This window comes from Paenibacillus sp. FSL H8-0548, from assembly GCF_038630985.1.
Classification (GTDB): domain Bacteria; phylum Bacillota; class Bacilli; order Paenibacillales; family Paenibacillaceae; genus Pristimantibacillus.
Genome location: NZ_CP152049.1, coordinates 6,386,924 through 6,405,766, shown reverse-complemented (window position 1 = coordinate 6,405,766; position 18,843 = coordinate 6,386,924). Strand labels below are relative to the sequence as shown.

Here is an 18,843-nt window from a genome sequence, read left to right as displayed (position 1 = left end):
TTTTCTACTTATAACTTGGAGGGGACGATATGGTAAAAGAAAGCTGGAGGGCCAAATGGATCTGGGCACCAGAAGTTGCTCTAGATAACAATGTGTATGTGGAGGCTCGCAAGGCTTTTCTTATTCAGAATTCAGTTGATCACGCCAAGCTGAGAGTCTCTGCTAACCAGTCCTATAAGATTTATATAAATGGCGCTGAGGTAGGGAGAGGGCCTGCACCTGCGGATATGGCCTGGATTTCATATGATACGTATGACGTATCTCATCATTTGCAAGATGGGATGAATGTCATTGCAGTTATTGCTCATAATTTTGGGAATGACAAGATTGTAACCGGTCAGCTGCAGGGGCCGGGGGGAATGATTTGTCAGTTGGATGTGTATGAGACAGATATGCAAAGTGGGAATGGGAGTGAGGTGCGGGTAATTGCAAGCGGTACAGACTGGAGGTGTAGACGTTCGCCGCGGTGGAGACCGGAAGTGAGCCGTCTTCATTACTGGGGCGGATACCGGGAAATCATTGATGTTTCCAAGGAAGATGGCTGGGAGCAAGCCGACTACGACGATTCCTCATGGCCCTATGCTGTATCTGTCGAGGAAGCGGAGCAAACGGGGGGCATATGGCCTCGTTTAATGCCTCGCGAAATTCCTTTTCTAAAGGAGACGCTTGTACAACCGATTGCAATCGTTTCCGCGGAGTCTTATAAAGGAGCTATAAAGGCGCCAGACGCTCCTTTGTCAAAGAAGGAGCGGGAAGGCGCGGAGTTTGTTGTGATGGATGCCTCGGTGCCGGGATCTATTCCGCAAATCACCTATGACTTCGGAGCTGAAATCGTCGGCTATCCAGAGCTGGTGGTGTTTGCAGAGGAGGGTGGTGTCCTTCAGCTATTTTATGGAGAATCGCTGGAGTTAGCGCTGATGGATACTTTCTTGCTGCGCAAGGGAAGCAATATACTTACACCATTTGGAAGACGGGCATTTCGCTATTTGAAGGTAGCTGCAATGGGGACGCCTGTCCCAATTGAAATGAGGAGCCTGCAAGTCAGGTTCGTTCATTATCCTTATGTTAATGGAGGGATTTTCCGCTGCAGCGATGAGCGGCTGAACCGGATTTGGGAGACCGGTCGGTATACGACAATCGTTAACAGCCAAAATCATTTTGAAGATTGTCCATACCGTGAGGGTGCATTATGGATCGCTGATTCGGTTGTTATGGCAAAGGTAGTCTATCAAACCTTTAATGACCCTGCTCTTGTCCGCAAATCATTATTGCAAGCTGCGCGAATTCAGAATGCCGATGGTTCAATACCAGGCACAGGTCCACAGCATAATCCATTTTTGCTGCCAGATTTTTGCGCCCACTGGCTCTTCGGTGTGTGGGAGTATTACAAATATACGAAAGACACAGATTTCCTTATGGAGATATGGCCTTATGTGATTAGACTCACTGGCTGGTTCGCTGATCAGGAGGATGAAGCGGGACTGTTCGCAGATGCGAATCGAGAAGGCTGGTGGTGCTTCATCGATTGGTCGGATGATATTGAACGAAAGGATCGCGTAACAGCAGTTTCTTGCTTCTATTATAAGTTTCTAGTTACCGCAGCCTTAATGGCTAAGGAACTGAGTGAAACAGCGCTGCAAGAGGCTTTTCGGGAAAAGGCGGCTAGGCTGCGCGAATCTATTCGACAATTGCTCCAAGTTCCAGGTACAACTTTATTTGCAGACTGTCTAACTGATGCAGGCTTATCGGCAAGCATAACCGCACAGACGAATTTCGCTGCGGCGTGGTCAGGGATTATGAATGAGGAAGAAGTGAAATCGTTCGTAATGGACTATTATTTGCAGGAGAAATTACCTCGAATCCGGGGGGCTTTCTTCTACCATATCGTATTGGAAACTTTATTCCGTTATGGCTTTACAGATGTAGCGGTTTCGCAGATCCGTGACTATTGGGGTTCAATGCTCGATAGGGGGGCTACGACCTGGTGGGAGACATTTGATCCTTCCCTTCCATTCGTTACGATCCCAAGCCCTTATCTGGGCCACACCCCAACCTACTTGCAGGACGCCATCCCTGTTAGCCTTTGTCACGGCTGGGGGGCATCGCCTACTTATTTATTGAGCAGGGAGCTGCTTGGAGTTGATGTGTCCGAAGCTGGTATTGGAGCAGTTATTTTGCAGCCGTCTTTTGTAGAAGGAGTAGATTGGGCCGAGGGGATCATCCCGACTAAGCACGGTGAGATTAAGGCTGAATGGAAAAAGGATGAAAATGGAAGCGTTAAGTATCGAGCCTCCTTGCCAGCGGGGGTTTCCTGGCAGACATCGGGGCTAGCAGGGATTGCGGTAGTATCGGATAAAGACAGAGTCCATATCACCGGTACGGGTACGCGGCAGGAAGAAGTAAGCATCCACACGTAAAGCTCAGAGTGAAGCCCATGCAATTGTGCATGGGCTTGCTTGATTATTGCAGAAATATCGACAATAAAGTATACTTAACTCAACTTGTTAAGGAGTGATGATTCAGTGGATACGGAAAAAACGGACAAAACTCCGATGTACCAATATATAATGAATGATATTAAACGTAGAATTGCAGCAGGAGAACTTAAACCGAATGATCCTCTTCCTACTCAAATTGAGTTAGCCAAAGAGTATAATACGAGTGAAATTACTTCCAGAAGAGCTCTTTCCGAGCTCGTTCAGGAAGGCTTTGTCAACCGAATTCGCGGAAAAGGCAGCTTCGTTCAAGAAGGCTCTGCATCCGCTGGAACTAAGACTACGCGAGTGATCTACTTTGCGCATCGCAACCATGAAGTGAATTTATTCAATCACCCGTTTTTTACAGATATGTTTGATGGGATTAAACAAGTATGTGAGGAGGAAGGCGTTGCCTTCTACATATGGAATATGGGCGAAAACTATGAGCTTCCTGATGATCCGAATGCGGGCATTATTTTGCTAACCTCGAAGGATGCGTTCGATCTGACACAGCTCACAGTCTGGCGGGAGGAGAATCGGCGCATCGTAACGGTTCACTTTTATTATCCGCATTTAGGCATTCCCTATGTGATCGTGGATAACCTTACTGGAGGGTATTTAGCCACTCAGCATCTGATTTCTCTGAAACACAAGCGCATTGGAGTGATATTGACTGGAAGCTCGATCTTGAATTTGAATCAAGAATTCTCTCTTAGGCTGCAGGGGTATCGTCTGGCTTTGTCACAGCATCAGATTCCGTTTGATTCCGATCTTATTGCTGTCATGGACGGCGATAATGAACGAGTGGAGATGGGAGATGAGGGCTTTAGAAGTTTAATGGCTCTACCGGATCCACCGACTGCAGTCTTTGCTACAAGTGATCATAAGGCAATAGGCGCAATAAATGCAGCGAGAAGTCTTGGTCTCAGAATCCCTGAGGATATTAGTATTATGGGCTTTGACGATGTGAAAATTAGTGAATATTTGTATCCTAGATTGTCTACGATTAACCAGAATACGAGGAAGCTGGGTGAGCGGGCAGCTGAGATTCTCTTGTACGATCTAAAAGATGGCGAGCATAGGCTGGTCAAGGAAGAAATCGTACCAACGCTGGTATTAAGAGACAGCACAGCTCTCGTATCTTCTGCTTATAAAGAGAAATAAGCACATAGTAATAGCATTGCTCCCTTTCACGCGGGAGCTTTTTTTTGGGTGATCATTCAATAACTAGCATAAAGACAGCCATGGAAAAATTATTAGCTGAAAAGTGTTGCAATGAACAAATTATAATAGTATACTTTGTTTTATAAAGTATACGAATTAAAATATTTTATACTTTGTAAAAGTAAGCTTGAATTTTTTTAGAGGAGTGATGGAAGAGGCCTTATTTTTATTGGTTTTTTTGTAAGCGCTTGATTGCTTAAAAACTATGGCAAGGGGAGATTATCATGGTCAAAAGAAAAGGATTGGCAGTTTTTGTAAGCGTTATTATGCTGCTGTCTCTACTGACGGCATGTGCCAAGAACAACCCATCAGAGGGCAATAATGGAAATGCAAATGTGACTAAGACAGATACGCCAGCCACACAAGCGCCAGCAGCTACAGAAGAACCGGCTTCCACTCTGAAAGGTACAATTAATGTTTCATTGTCAGGTGCATCAGCTTCCGTTTGGAATAAGGTTGCTGAGGGCTATATGGGGAAAAATCCAAACGTTACCGTTAAAGTGGATAATAAGCCTGCCGAAGGCTACAAAGAGTGGCTGACAGCGCAGTTTGCAGCAGGTAATCCTGATGTTGATATTGTAAATAATAACGAAGTTGCTGGATTAATGAGTGACGGTAAGTTCGTCAACTACTATCCTTATTTTGATAAAGAAAATCCTTATGCAGGAAAGAGCTGGAAGGATGTTCTCGATCTTAAGGCGATGGGGATTAACTTAGAAGGCGTTAGCTCCGAGGATGTTTTGTACAATCTTAACTTTGAATCCGTACAGATTGTATGGGTATACAATAAAGAGATTTTCGCAAAGGTAGGCATTACAGAGGCTCCTAAAACATTTAATGAGTTGACTGCAGCTTTTGAGAAAGTGAAAGCAGCAGGATATACACCGCTGGCACTAGGTGGAGACTCCAAATCGATGTGGAGTGGTCAAGCTGGCTGGCTGGTTCGTATCTACGCGGACCAATACTTACGTGACTACATTAACGTAAACCGTTCTCAGGAACAGGACTATTCGTACTTACCGGAAGTGGACGATAACTTTACTTATGATTTGACTGATCCGTATAACGATTCGAACAGTAATGTTACGAAGAATGAAATGCGTAACTGGAAAGCGATTAAAGATAAAGAGGGCCCTTATAAAATTGCTGGAAATCCACAGTGGAAAGCTTATTCAGAAAATTTGAAGACACTCTTCAGCTATGTTCCGGACGGATTCTTCGGAGTGAAGGAAGATCAAGCTTATAAGCTGTTCCTAACCGGAAAGGCTGCAACGATGGTAAGTACGCCAGGCTCTTATTGGCAGCTGCCAAAGGATTTCGCGGATGAGTCCGCAACGGAATCGTCAGGCGGCGTGAAGCCGTTCGAGTATGGCTTCTTCAATATGCCTTCGATGGAAGGACCAGAGGTTATGGCTCCTGCCCGTACGATTCAAATTCCTGTTGGCTTCTACGGCATTGTGAATAAAAGTGCTGAACAAAATGAACTGAATATGGACTTTATGATGTATTTGACCAGCCCTGAAGGATACGGTGTATATGTAGAAGCTATTCAAAATAGTACAGACTCCGCACTCTCGGGTTCTCCAGCTATTAAAGATATCGTGCTTCCTACTGAAATGAAAGCAGCATTCGCTGACTTTGAGCCGATCGGAAACACGGAAGGCTATAATAGTGCAGCTAATACTCTGGCTCGTGGACTTTGGGATTATCAGCCATCGGTCCAAGATTGGGTAGGATTAGTACAGCGTTACTTTAGCGGGAAGGTAACTACGGACCAATATTTGGAGCAGCTGCAGGCCAATATTGATAAGTATTTAGAGGCTGCTATGAAAAATGCGAAACGGGAATTGTCCGATTTGGAAAATGTAGAGCGCAGACCACCGGAACGTTGATAATCGGCTCCAATCTGCACAGGCATATGCCTGTGCAGATTGAGTTTTATTATAATCAATGCGGCATAGCTGCGTCATGGACGGAAAGGAAGGGAAGACCATCATGAGAAGAAATATATGGATGTTTTTAGCGCTGATATTGCTGCTAGGGGCTATCCCGCAGGCCGCTTCTGCTAAAGACAGCTGGTCCATCGAAGGAGCAGGGAATATCACCTCGATCTCCGTAGCTCAGGATGGCACCAACTTGGCAATTGGAACCTATGGCAGCAAAGCGTATGTTTATGACATGGAAGGAAATCAACAATTTAGTGCGGAAGCTGGCAATGTGGTTACCGCTGTCCAACTGCTTGCTGACGGAACGCTGCTTTTTTCCTCGGATGATCGTCATTTGTATGCGTACGACAAGGAAGGCGTTCTGCTGTGGGATATGGATTTGAAAAAACAAATTAAGAGTATGTCTGCTTCACAAGATGGTTCGGTGCTTGCTCTAGTTGTCCAACGTAGCAGCGAGCTTCTGCTCATGGACGCCGTTACCGGGCAACAGACGGGCGCAATTCCGATTGGTACAACAATGAAAGCCGTTAAGGTATCCTCTGATGGACAATGGGTTGCCGTCGCCACGAGTGATCAATACACTTTTCTACTGGATGCTGACGGGAAAACTTTTTATAAGTACGGTGCTGGGGACCAAATTCAAGGTGTTTCCGTATCCGATGATGGTGATGTAGCTATCGGCACGAAGTCGAGCGAAGTAGAGTTAATTGATCAAGACGGAAAATTGATGAGAAAGCTCCTGACTAAGGACATCGTTACGGATGTCAGCTTTTCTAAAGACGGTGAAAGTATAGCTGTCTCAGATTTATCCGGTTTTTTCTATATTTTCGATCGTAATGGCAAGAAGCTTTGGGAAAGCAAGGTAAATGGGGAAGGCCGTGAGGTTGAGTTCGATCATGATGGGATGACGCTGTTTGCAGGAACAGGAGACGGCATCATACTCAAACACGATGTAAGCAGTGTGGTTAAAGAAGCAAAGGGCAAGGCGAATAGAAAAATGCTTTTGTGGGCGCTTGGATCGATGGCAGCATTGGCAGGCTTGCTGTTTCTTCTATTCTATATGAAGAAGAAACAACGTCTTGGAATTTTTCGATTGATATGGCAAGCCAAGTGGATTTATCTTGGCCTTGCACCAACATTTATTTTGTTATTTATGTTTCAGTACTATCCAGCATTTTCAGGACTCGTTCATTCCTTCTACGACTGGCAGCCAGGCGGAAGGACAACTTTTATCGGGTTAGCCAACTTCGAACGCATGATCCATGATCCGTACGTAACAAAGGGGCTTGGTAATTTAGGGCTGCTTATCGTAACGGGACTGATTAAAACACTAATTCCTCCGCTCATAGCTGCGGAGTTAATTTATCATTTGCGCAGTAAGAAGCTGCAATATGGTTTCCGGACTGCATTCACCATCTCTATGGTTATTCCTGCTGTTGCGGTTTTATTAATATGGCAAAATTTTTATGATCCTAACGTTGGTTTGTTTAATAATTTCTTGGAATTAATCGGACTTGGCTCATGGGCGCATGGCTGGCTAGGAGATCCGAATACCGCATTGTGGTCACTCATTTTCATTGGGTTTCCATTTATAGGAATACTTCAATTGCTCGTTTTTTATGCAGGCCTGCTGTCGATCTCGGGAGAGCTGATAGAGTCAGCGAAAATAGATGGAGCAACCTTGCCGCGCATTATTCGATCCATTCATCTGCCGCTTCTCGCGGGTCAGTTCAAATTTTTAATTATTTTAGCACTAATTGGCATTATTCAAGACTTTAACGGCATTATGATTGTAACTGGCGGCGGGCCAATGGATTCCACTTACGTTCCCGCATTGCAAATGTACTATGCCGCGACCAAATTTAATGATCTTGGCTATGCTTCAGCGCTCGGTGTAAGCATGTTCGTAGTTGTTCTTGCCATTACTATCGTCAACATGAAATTCATTAAAACGTCGAATGATTAAGGAGGGACACAACGATGAATGCCAGTCAGGAAACAAAATCTGCAGCCGTTGGTTTAGCCAAACGCAAGAAGAGTCAACTATTCAAAGGAAATCCAAAAATTAATCAAGCGATCATTATCGTATTGCTTGGATTGCTCGTTGTCCTGATGCTTGTTCCGATTGTATTCATGCTTGTTAGCTCACTAAAGAGTAATTCGCAAATTTTAGGCAACTTCTGGGGGCTTCCTTCGCCAGCTAGATGGGGGAATTATAACGAAGCTTTTTATACCATTTGGCGTTATATCATCAATACCGTTGTCTATGCAGTTGTCGCGAGCTTTTTCGTTATGGTGCTATCCTCAATATCAGGCTATATATTCGCGAAAAAAGATTTTCCGGGCAAAGAGCTTCTCTTTCTTATGATTCTTGCCATTATGATGATTCCTGGTATTTTGACTCTAATTCCAGCTTATGTGCTCTATGAAAACTTGAGTCTGACCAACACGCCGTGGGTCATTATTATTGCTGCTGCTGCCGGCGGCCAAGTGTTCGGTACGTTTCTCTGCCGCACCTATATGTCTGGACTTCCTAGTGAATTATTTGAAGCAGCACGCATTGATGGAGCAGCAGAGATTCGTGTGTTTTTACAAATCGTAATTCCGCTCTCGCTGCCCATTCTAGCTACCTTGTTTATCATGCAATCCGTAGGTGTCTACAATGATTATATTTGGCCGCTGCTTACGATTCGGGACAGCAGTCTTCAGGTCATAGCGGTAGGGTTAACTATTTTCACGAAGCAGTTCGGAATTACGGATATAGGAACTCAGTTCGCCGCGTATGCAATCTCATCAATACCGCTAATTTTGATCTTCTCCTTCGGCATGAAATATTATATTCAAGGCATGACACAGGGCGCTTTGAAAATGTGAACAACGAAAGGGCGGTACGTTCAATGAACGAAAGACAGCGGATGCTCCCGCAATGGATATGGCATAAGAAACGTGAGAACGAAAGAAAGATCGAGCTGGTTAAAAAATTCGTGATTGAATCCGCTGCGGAGAATATCGAATTTGGAATCGCATTAACAGGTGCTGTTGAGGTGGAGCTGGATGGAAGCAGCCTTGGTGCAATAAAGGAAAGTGCGGCTAACGTATGCGCCTTTCAGCGAATTGTAGAGTTTCCACGAAGGCTGGAGGCTGGTGAGCATATATTACGCCTTCATATCGAATGTAAGAATGCTATGCCAATAGCTCCAATTAGCATTCACCTACAGGGGCGCTTAGTTGGTTGTATCGCCTATTTGAGCTCGGATAATTTCGAGCTGTGCACAGATGATTCCTGGCTGGCTGGCGAAGAGCAGGCAGTCAGTGTCTGCTTGCTTGGCGAGGAGCCATACGGCGATTTGGAGGACGGACCGGAATGGTTCGTAGAGGGTGGATTTAGAGATATAATAGCGTCGCCGTTAAGTCGCGTTGGCTTAATATCAGCCAACGGCGCAGACATTGATATACATAATAACAACGTTCGGATGAGCGGCAAGGGAAAGGGCAGAATATCCATTCCGGAACCGCTGCGCAATGATCTCCATATCTTCTACCATGTGCGAAAACAGACGGAATGGCGAGCTGCAAATATGGAAATTCGCAAGCTGAAGCTAGCGGCTTTGCCTGTTTGCTTGCTAGACCTGCACAAAGAATATAATATGCGCTTTCATCTCAAAAATCTATCAGCTGTACCACTGACCATCATTTGGAACGGAGCGGAGTCCCTTCCGGAGCTGGAGCATTACGAAGGATTAATTACGGAGGTCATCCATCTTGAGGCGGGAGAAACTCGAACAGCCCTTCCCCAAGGACTTCGTTATTTGCGTCTGTATGTGTTAGCGGATGATGAAAGCGCATTTGAATTGGAATGGCGCGGTGAAGAGGTTGGCGTACCTTTAAATCAGGTGGGAACCATTCAGACAGATTCAGTGCTGCTGAAAAATATATTTGATATTTCCATGCATACGAATCGGGTTTGCCATCAAATCGGATTATGGGACGGGATCAAGCGCGACAGGCTGAACTGGACCTATGATTTTTATATGGCGGCTAAAGCGGATTATGTATTGTGGGATGACCTCGCTGTGCTTCGTCGATCGATTGTTGAGCTAGGGAGCGGGACACCTGATGGTTATTGGATGAACGACATTCCCGCCTATACGTTGTGGTGGCTGAATAATATATGGGAGTACTACTTGTACACAGGGGATAAGGAATTTGTTTTATCACTAGAGGATGAAATAATAAGGCACTGTAGGCTAGTAGAGAAAAATATTGACCCGGCGTCTCAACAATTGCTCAATGTATCTGCTACGCTGATTGAATGGGTAGCGATGAAGCCAGAAGAAAGCGTGCTTAATATGCAGGCTCTATTCCGGATGACAGGAGACAATCTTCGTAAACTGAAAAGCTTCATTCCTGAGCTGACAGAGCTAACTAACTGGGGCCATCCGCGGCTTGAAGAGGGAAGCTTCCTATCAGGAGAGCAACTGATTACTAAATTGCTTGGGATCATGTCGGGATATGTCTCAGAGCAAGCGGGAGAGGATTTCCTGAGCTCCTATCAAGTTCAAGACCCGATCACGCCGCTTTCCGCATATTGGCTGGCTGAATGTTATTCGCAGTTTGGTCTTCAGGATAAGGCTTGGGAGGCAGTGTCTCTCGTATGGGGTAAAATGCTCGGGGAAGGCGCTACGACTTGCTGGGAGAGTGTAACTCTTAAGCATGATGGTGACTTTCATGATGCGCTGACGACCTATACGAATTATAACTCTTATCGAATAAGTCTTTGCCATAGCTGGGCGGGTACACCGGTACATTGGATCATGTCGCGAGTGCTTGGCGTTGTGCCGCTTGAGCCGGGCTACCGCAAAATTGCGTTTCGTCCGCAGCGTCTGAATGATATATCGATCTGTGTAGGAAGCATTCCAACACCATTTGGCGCCATTGAGGCTGGCTGGGACGAAGAGAGATCGAGCGAATATATTCTTCGGCTTCCTGATGGCATTACTGTTTAACAGTTAATGCGGGGGGCGGATATGAAACGGCATTCATTTTCCAAGAATATTTAAGCAGTTGCATGGATTGATTTTACAGAATATAAGAGGAATTTAGTTCTCATTCGAGGCTGCCTACAGGTAGCCTCATTTTTTATTTTGGGGGTTTAAACATGGATAAACGACTGTGAGGATTAATTTAAGAAGATTAGCTACCCTATCTGGCATTAAATATCTATCTAAGCAGTTGTTCATCAGAGTGTATACTACTACTAAATAATCGGAAATCAACACGTGTACGATAAAATGATTTTATTGCATACATGTCTATTTGCTTGAAAAGGAGGCGGCAATGGTCATTACGATTAAACATATTGCTGATCTTGCTGGCACTTCGATATCGACCGTATCGCGCGTCATTTCAAATGATTCAAGAATTAGTGAAAAAACACGTTCAAAGGTAAAGAAAATTATTGAACAACAAGGCTATCAACCCAATATGCTAGCAAAAGGCTTAGTATCAAAAATGAGTTATAACATGGGGCTGGTGCTCCCTAATCCGACTGAAAATATGCATTTCAATTCTATTAAAGCTGTACGGGGTGTTCTATCTCAAGCGCAAAATTGGGGTTATCATGTGTTGATTTTGACAGGGAATAGCGAGGAAGAATTGATTCGCTCCATAACCGCCAAATACAAAGGAAGAAGTATGGATGGGCTTATCATTCTTTATTCCAGAGATAGAGACAAGGTGATTTCATATCTAAAATCGGATGAGATTCCCTTTGTCCTCATGGGGAGAAGTGCGGAGCACTCCGATATTTATACCTCCGAATATGATCAATTTAAAGTTGCATGGGATGCTACCCATTTCCTGATTCAGCAGAAACATAGGAATATTGCTATTCTTCATGGTCCTGCCCATGTCCTTATCCATTCGGATCGGCTGCGGGGTTACCAAATGGCTTTGGAAAATGCACAAATTGAACCAAATTCCAGATGGATTAGTCTAAATGAATCGGACACGGAGGATAATATTGTATGGACATGGATGAATGAGCGTGAAAGGCCTACAGCCATTATGGCTCAAGACGATGTAACTGCTTGGAAGGTGATTAAAGCATTGACAAGATTAAAGCTGAGAGTCCCGGAGGATGTTAGCGTGCTTTGTTTTAATCATGATTATATGGGTGACCTTATATCTTCATCTCTGACGGCTGTTGATACGGATTCTTTCCATAATGGATATTCGGCTGCTACAATGCTGCTTCAAATACTGAAGGGAACCGAGATTGAAGCCAGACGCAAGATCTTGCCGCACCGAATCATAGTTAGAAAATCAACAGAGATAAAAGGACAGGTCAAACAATGAATGCGAATGCTGGATAGACGGGGCGATGAAAGCTCATGTGACTTACACATGAGCTTTTTTTACATTTCATGCATGATAGAAATTTAATTTTCAAAAAAATGCAAAAGTTAGATGTTTCGATGAAAAGTAGATAGACAGTTTTCGGTACATCATTTTGTTTTTGCTTAATAATCATCCTTATTCGAAACCAACCTCTAACTTGGAATAATTTCTACAGTGGTATATTAGTGGGGACATACATCAAACGTTTGAAAGGGAGGATATGCCTTAATAATAAAAATGAAAGCGCATTATTAGTTCGGTAATTTGGAAGGAGAGGTTTAGTTGAAAAGGAAATGGAATAAGGTAGTTGCGCAAGTGCTCATTTGTTGTTTGGTAGTCGTTTCATTACAGTGGTTCTCGATTTCAACTCCGGTGAATGCGGAAGGATCGATAGAGGTGCAAGCTGGGACTGCTAATATCCCTGCGGATACATTAAGAGTTCATTATCAGAGGGCAGATAACTCCTTTGATAATATGGGTCTTTGGTTATGGGGAGGGGTTGTGTCGCCTTCAGAAGCGGTAGGTAGTTGGCCATTAGGCGCCACCTCATTTACAGAAGAGCAGAGAACCTCTTATGGCGCGTATGTGGATATTAAATTGAATGATGAGTCCAACAAAGTGTATTTTCTTGTCATTAATAAGGCTACTGGAGTTAAAGAAGCGGATCAAAAGGAAGTAACGCTGTTCACACCGGAAATAAATGAAGTGTGGATTAAAGAAGGCTCAGATGAGGTTTTCTTGTGGGAGCCCGTTAATCTTCCGGAGAACACGATAAGAATTCATTACAAAAAAACAGATCAGAATTATAGCGACTGGGGTCTTTGGCTGTGGGATGATGTAAGAACACCCTCTGAGACGGTAGACAGTTGGCCTACCGGTGCCAGTGCTTTTTCAAACAGTCAGGTAGATCGAAATGGTGCTTATGTTGATATAACATTAAAAGAAAATGCCGAGAAAATCAGCTTTCTCGTCATCAACCGTACCGATGGTACAAAGGACGGCGCAGAGAGATCCTTTGCAATGCTGGACAATTATAATCAATTGTTCATTAAAGAAGGGAGTCCCGCTGTTTACACATCGCCGTATGTCGTAGAGACAGCGGAAAGCAAAGTGAATCATCCTGAATGGTCGAAAGATTCAACCATTTACGAAGTAAACGTGAGACAATATACATCTGAGGGAACCTTTAAAGCATTTGAATCCCACCTTCCCAGGTTAAAGGAATTGGGTGTAGAGATATTGTGGTTTATGCCCATCCATCCTATATCTGAGGAGAAACGTATCGAAACTTTGGGCTCTTATTACGCCGTCGCTGATTTTAAAGCGGTAAATCCTGAATTCGGTACATTGGAGGATTTTAAGGATTTGGTTCAGAAAGCTCACAATATGGGCTTTAAGGTCGTATTGGACTGGGTAGCGAACCATACTGGCTGGGATAACGAGTGGATTAATAATCCAGGCTGGTACAATACAGACGATGAAGGGAATATTGTATCACCGAATGGCTGGTTGGATACCGCAGACTTGAACTATAAGAATGCGGATATGCGAGCTGCGATGCTAGATGCTATGAAATTCTGGGTTACGGAGGCAGATATTGATGGATATCGCGCCGATTACGCAGCTGGAGTACCACAGGATTTTTGGGATACTGCAAGAAAAGAACTTGATGCGATAAAGCCGATGTATATGCTAGCTGAAGATGATACTCAATTCAACTTATTAATGGAAGCGTTTAACTCAAACTACGGCTGGGACCTTTTTTATAACATTATGATTGGTATACCTAGCGGTGATAAAGGAGTTAAAGATATCCAAGCTTATATCGATCGAATGAAGCAATTATACCCAAAAGGCTCTTATGCGATGAATTTCATAACCAATCACGATACGAATTCGTGGGAAGGCACTACTAAAGAAATGTTCGGTGAGTCTGAAAAGGCAATGGCAGCACTTATGTTTACCTTGCCGGGAATGCCATTAATCTATTCAGGACAAGAAGCGGGACTTGATAAGAGACTTCTATTTTTTGAGAAGGATCAAATTGATTGGAATGACCAATCATTGAAGCCATTATACGAGCAATTCATTCGTATGAAGAAAGAGAATCAAGCGCTTTGGAATGGCAGCTTCGGTGGCGAGGTTAAATTTCTTAACTCAACTGATCCGCGTATCTTGGCGTTCGAGAGAGAAATGAACGGCAACAAAGTGATAAGTGTTATAAATTTATCAGCAGAAAATGTAGAAACCGTTATAAATGCGGACGGATCGGCAGGAAGCTTCCACTCCTATTTAGCAAATGCTTCATTTGAGTTTAATCAAGAACAAACCTTTAATCTCGCACCATGGGAATTTAATATTTTTTCCAATGCTGCCATTGAGAACGAAGGCCCTACACCAAGTCCTACACCAGACCCTTCACCTGGTAATACGGGCAATATTTCTGTACCAGGCTTGGGAGAAACAGAGGGTGTTCATACCTTTAATGAAGATGATCTAAAAAAACTAAGCGGCGATAATGTACTAATTGTCAAAAAGGATGCCAAGCAAATTCTGCTTCCAATTCAAGCGGTTGATCTGACAGGAGATAAACCGATTCGTATCCAGTTTAATAAGGTTTCTGTTGAACTCCCTGCTGAAATATTAAAAGCAGCACAAGCAAGTGCCTCGGGGCAGCCAGCAGACAAAACTAAAATTTCATTAAAGGTCGTTCCAGTGGAGCAATCCGAGGCGGAGAACTTGCTAAAGAGCGATAATCTGACCAACACTTCCATTAAAATGAACGGCGTTATGTACGATATTACTTTGTCCATCATGATAGATAATAAAGAAGTGAACCAATTGACCACATTTACAAAGCCCGTTACACTTACGTTTACAGTGGAGGGTCAAGTAAATCGTGATTTATCGGGTGTCTTCTTTATCGAAAATTCTAATCATATCCGATATGTAGGCGGTAATTGGAACAATAGCATGATTTCTGCAAACGTTATGCATTTCAGTAGATATGCAGTCCTTGAAATCGATCAGACCTTTAGCGACGTGAGTGCTGCCAATTGGGCATCACCGGCCATTAAATCTCTCGCTGCCAAACAAATCGTAAATGGGACAACAAAAACGCGGTTTGAGCCCGATAGATCGGTATCGCGTGCAGAGTTTACCGCGATGCTGGTGCGTTCGCTGGGCATTGCTTCGACTGGTTCCCACACATTTAAGGATGTAGGGAAAAACGATTGGTTTGCAGAGGCCGTTACGGCTGCTGCTGAAGCGGGAATCATCACCGGAAGAGGTGAAGGTTCTTTTGAACCGAATAAACCGATAACTAGACAGGAAATGGCCGTCACGCTGATGCGCGCTTATACGTTCCGAAGTGGGGATTCTCAGCAATCTCCTGCAGCAGACCACCAATTCGCAGATCAGGAAAGCATAAGCGTTTGGGCTCAGGATGCTGTGAAGCAGGGAAGTGCTGTAGGGCTTTTTAAAGGGAAAAACGCTAATAAATTCGAACCGCAATCGCTCCTGATACGATCGGAAGCAGCACAAGTCATTTACACGCTTTTGAATAATTAGTGGTTGAAACAATAATCCCATTACCGTAAGGTTAATGGGGTTATTGTTTTTCTATTATTATATATACACAATCCATGATAAAATTTCTAGTGATTAGGGGGAGGGATTGGATGAAGTTAAACTTCGTTTTAGACCGCTATAGACAGTTCACGTTTAAGAATAGAATCATTACTATTTTTACCCTCAGTATCCTCATTCCTTTTGTTTGTCTGGGATTGGTATCTCTCTTTGCGATTAATTCGATACTTGCCAATCAAGTACAAGGCTCCATCCAAAGTAGTTTAAGGCAAGAAATATTAGCGCTGGAGAATACATTAAACAACCTAAACCATGTTTCCCAGCAGCTTGTTTTTGGGAGCACGAACAGATTGCTTGAACAGCTGCAGCATGAGAGCGATCCTTTCGAGCGGCTAAGACTTCGAAACCAGCTGAAGAGTGAACTGAATGTAATCACCTTTTCGAACCCTAATATAGGGTTAACTCTATATTACTTTGAGAATACAAAGGAGTATGATTTTGAAAACTTTTTCGTAAGGGAGCAATTTAACCCGGAACAGCTGCCAGTTATGGAAATCTATCCAGAGGTTGTTTATTTCGGTCCGCATAAAAGCAATAACAGATCCGTTAATCAATTAGTTTTTAGCACAATGCGTAAGGTAGACTTGCCGGAACAAGATGTCTATGTATACATAGAGACAGGCTTTAATGCTGTAAAAAAACTATTTGATACCGAGAGTCCGGAAAATAAATCACGTCGGCTGCTCATTCTCGATAATGAAGGGAAAATAAAATTCAGCCAAGAACAGAATAATTTCCCTTTAGATAGCTTATTCCCATTGAAAGACTCAGTAGAAATGTCTGGCGTATACGGACAATATGTATGGAATAAAGAAACAAGTAATCAAGGCTGGAGCATTGTATCGATATTGCCCAAAGAGGAGTTGAATCGGGAGAAGAACCAATGGTTCTTTCGAATAACGATTTATTTCTTGTTTTTTGAATTGGCTGCAATATTCATTGCTTTATTATTATCGAGGATGGTATACAAGCCGCTCGAGAGATTCAATATGGAAATTAAATCTTTGGTGCAATCCAATTCTAAGGATAATACCGATTTAACCAATATACCCGAATTTGATTATCTGCTTTATAAAATTCGAAAAATGAAGATCAAAATTTGGGATCTGTATGGTGAAATTGAACGGAAAGAAAAGAGGAGAGCGGATTTAGAGGTTGAGAAGCTGTTGTATCAAATTAATCCTCATTTTCTTATGAATACGTTGGACACCGTTCACTGGCTGGCGATGATGAATGGGCAGGAAGAAATCGACAAGCTGGCACTCTCTTTAAATAAACTGCTGCAATATAATCTTGGCAAAATGGGCGAAGAAACGACCATTCGCGGAGAAATAGAAGCGTTAAAAGAATATTTACAGCTTCAGAAAATCAGATATGATTTCCAATTTGATGTGGATATTGATGTGGATGACGACGCGATGCTGCTGCCGATTCCGCGATTTATTCTTCAGCCTTTAGTAGAGAACGCACTTTATCATGGGGTTAGTGATGATGGCTATATTCATGTCGATATACGCTTGAATGATGAGCTTCAAATTACGATTCAAGACAATGGGTCGGGAATGCTGCCGGAGAAAATCGATCAATTGCTGAATGATGACTCCATGGATAGCCAAAAAGTAGGGATGGGAATCGGGATGAAATATGTTAAACGTATATTGGAAGCGAACTATGGGAATCAAGCAACATTTCATATTAAGAGCGAGATTGGAAATGGGACTATTATTTCCTTAAGCTTGCCTGTCTTAAGAGGTGAACAAAAATCATGATCAAAGTGTTGATTGTAGATGATGAAAAAATCGTTCGAAAGGGTTTGGTCAGCTTCATGCCCTGGCAGCAGTTTGGAATGGTTGTGGTAGGAGAGGCCAATAATGGAGAGAACGCCCTGCAATTTATGAAAACCAACAAGGTAGATTTATTGCTTACAGACCTGTCTATGCCAGTCATGTCCGGAATTGAATTAATGAGGGAAGTCAGCAAGAGATATCCGCATATCCAAATCGTTGTGCTGACTCTACATCAGGATTTCGAATATGTACAGGAGGCGCTCCGGCTTGGAGCTATTGATTATATTGCCAAGACGCAATTGGAGAAGGAGCAATTTGAAGACGTATTAAGTAGAATCTCTTCGTTATTCGATAAGAAAAAATCAAAAGAACTCGTGAACCATCGGAATGAAATCAGCCAAGTGGATGAACTGTTTGTTATGTATACCTTGAGCCAACAAAGCGACGACCCCAAATGGGATATTTCCTTGCCCAAGGGGGCCGTTGAAGTTGACATTGGAGTATGGTATTGGACATATCTGCCGCCGGAAGCCTTTACGCCCGGGCCCAACTATGCCCTCATTTGCTTTCGTGATCTTAAGGGGCTGGACCACGAAGCGGTTGTGCAGCTTATCAGGGTCTATCGAAGGAATGGTTTCTTTTATGATTATGATCCTGCGCAGCCGCTTCAGACTATTCATAAAGGAGCGATTAATAAAGTAGGAAAAGAAGACGGCTATGACTTGAATGAGATAAAGCAAAAGTGGCTTTCACCAGATTGGATTTACGAGGATCAGATATTTGACCAGATGCATCAAGAGCTGAAAGCAGTCAAGCTTCCACCGATTCGATTAACAAGACTGTTTTTTTCCTTAACGGATGAATGGAACAGGCTGTATGGAAAAATACTAGAGGATTCTATCGTAATAGAGGATTCGTTCGCCTATTATTCTCAATTTGAAGCATGGATAAGAAGTGCGAGGGATGCCATCCGGCAAGCTAATATTAAGCCGCAATATTCCATAGAAATTCAGAATAGCATTGCTAAGGCGACGAATATGGCTCAGCAAATGCTGAACCAGTCTCTGACAGCAGGGGAAATGGCAATGATGGTCAATATGAGCAGCAGCTATTTCAGCCAATGCTTCAAACAGATTGTAGGCAAAACCTATACGGATTATTTAAGGGATATACGTATGGACAGGGCCAAGGATTATTTGATAAACACTACCAAGACCATCCAATGGATTGCTGAACAAGTCGGTTATAACGATGAAAAATATTTTAGCCGTTTATTTAGGGAGCATGTAGGTATTTTACCAAGTGACTATAGACAAACGAATATTCAAGATAGGCCCAAATAATACAAGGCTGTATGCAAGG

Annotated in this window: 10 protein-coding genes; all 10 read left to right on the top strand. The window is 43.3% G+C overall.

The genetic code is table 11. From position 1 onward, the window contains the following. Positions 1 to 29: 29 nt before the first annotated feature. Positions 30 to 2,417: an alpha-L-rhamnosidase N-terminal domain-containing protein gene (locus tag MHI37_RS27150; RefSeq protein ID WP_076337569.1), complete on the top strand. Its 2,388-nt coding sequence runs from the start codon at positions 30 to 32 to the stop codon at positions 2,415 to 2,417. Between the two features lie 105 nt (positions 2,418 to 2,522). Continuing rightward, the gene (locus MHI37_RS27145) at positions 2,523 to 3,641 is read left to right on the top strand and encodes a GntR family transcriptional regulator (RefSeq protein WP_076337570.1); all 1,119 of its coding nucleotides are present in this window, start codon (positions 2,523 to 2,525) and stop codon (positions 3,639 to 3,641) included. 284 nt (positions 3,642 to 3,925) lie between these two features. Continuing rightward, positions 3,926 to 5,593 (top strand): extracellular solute-binding protein, encoded by a 1,668-nt coding sequence (locus MHI37_RS27140; RefSeq protein WP_144023710.1) that lies wholly within the window; start codon positions 3,926 to 3,928, stop codon positions 5,591 to 5,593. Between the two features lie 103 nt (positions 5,594 to 5,696). Continuing rightward, positions 5,697 to 7,613 carry an ABC transporter permease subunit gene (locus tag MHI37_RS27135; protein ID WP_076337572.1) on the top strand — a complete coding sequence of 639 codons (1,917 nt, stop codon included), beginning with the start codon at positions 5,697 to 5,699 and terminating at the stop codon, positions 7,611 to 7,613. Between the two features lie 14 nt (positions 7,614 to 7,627). Further along, a complete protein-coding gene (locus MHI37_RS27130) occupies positions 7,628 to 8,521 on the top strand; it encodes a carbohydrate ABC transporter permease (protein WP_083676324.1) in 894 nt (297 codons plus the stop codon). Between the two features lie 23 nt (positions 8,522 to 8,544). Further along, positions 8,545 to 10,653 carry an alpha-L-rhamnosidase C-terminal domain-containing protein gene (locus tag MHI37_RS27125; RefSeq protein ID WP_076337573.1) on the top strand — a complete coding sequence of 703 codons (2,109 nt, stop codon included), beginning with the start codon at positions 8,545 to 8,547 and terminating at the stop codon, positions 10,651 to 10,653. Between the two features lie 331 nt (positions 10,654 to 10,984). Further along, entirely contained in the window at positions 10,985 to 12,004 is a 1,020-nt protein-coding gene (locus MHI37_RS27120; RefSeq protein ID WP_076337574.1) for a LacI family DNA-binding transcriptional regulator, read from the top strand. A 324-nt stretch (positions 12,005 to 12,328) separates the two neighbouring features. Further along, positions 12,329 to 15,616 carry a pullulanase-associated domain-containing protein gene (locus MHI37_RS27115; RefSeq protein WP_076337575.1) on the top strand — a complete coding sequence of 1,096 codons (3,288 nt, stop codon included), beginning with the start codon at positions 12,329 to 12,331 and terminating at the stop codon, positions 15,614 to 15,616. A gap of 110 nt (positions 15,617 to 15,726) precedes the next feature. Beyond that, positions 15,727 to 17,463 carry a histidine kinase gene (locus MHI37_RS27110; protein ID WP_076337576.1) on the top strand — a complete coding sequence of 579 codons (1,737 nt, stop codon included), beginning with the start codon at positions 15,727 to 15,729 and terminating at the stop codon, positions 17,461 to 17,463. Then, positions 17,460 to 18,824 (top strand): response regulator, encoded by a 1,365-nt coding sequence (locus MHI37_RS27105; RefSeq protein ID WP_076337577.1) that lies wholly within the window; start codon positions 17,460 to 17,462, stop codon positions 18,822 to 18,824. The genes MHI37_RS27110 and MHI37_RS27105 overlap by 4 nt, the downstream gene beginning before the upstream one ends. The last annotated feature ends 19 nt before the right edge of the window (positions 18,825 to 18,843 follow it).

What these genes read in the sequence shown, in the direction of transcription:
- MHI37_RS27125 (WP_076337573.1), top strand. Translation starts at nt 8,545, where the DNA reads ATGAACGAAAGACAGCGGATGCTCCCGCAATGGATATGGCATAAGAAA.
- MHI37_RS27135 (WP_076337572.1), top strand. Translation starts at nt 5,697, where the DNA reads ATGAGAAGAAATATATGGATGTTTTTAGCGCTGATATTGCTGCTAGGG.
- MHI37_RS27140 (WP_144023710.1), top strand. Translation starts at nt 3,926, where the DNA reads ATGGTCAAAAGAAAAGGATTGGCAGTTTTTGTAAGCGTTATTATGCTG.
- MHI37_RS27150 (WP_076337569.1), top strand. Translation starts at nt 30, where the DNA reads ATGGTAAAAGAAAGCTGGAGGGCCAAATGGATCTGGGCACCAGAAGTT.
- MHI37_RS27105 (WP_076337577.1), top strand. Translation starts at nt 17,460, where the DNA reads ATGATCAAAGTGTTGATTGTAGATGATGAAAAAATCGTTCGAAAGGGT.
- MHI37_RS27130 (WP_083676324.1), top strand. Translation starts at nt 7,628, where the DNA reads ATGAATGCCAGTCAGGAAACAAAATCTGCAGCCGTTGGTTTAGCCAAA.
- MHI37_RS27110 (WP_076337576.1), top strand. Translation starts at nt 15,727, where the DNA reads ATGAAGTTAAACTTCGTTTTAGACCGCTATAGACAGTTCACGTTTAAG.
- MHI37_RS27120 (WP_076337574.1), top strand. Translation starts at nt 10,985, where the DNA reads ATGGTCATTACGATTAAACATATTGCTGATCTTGCTGGCACTTCGATA.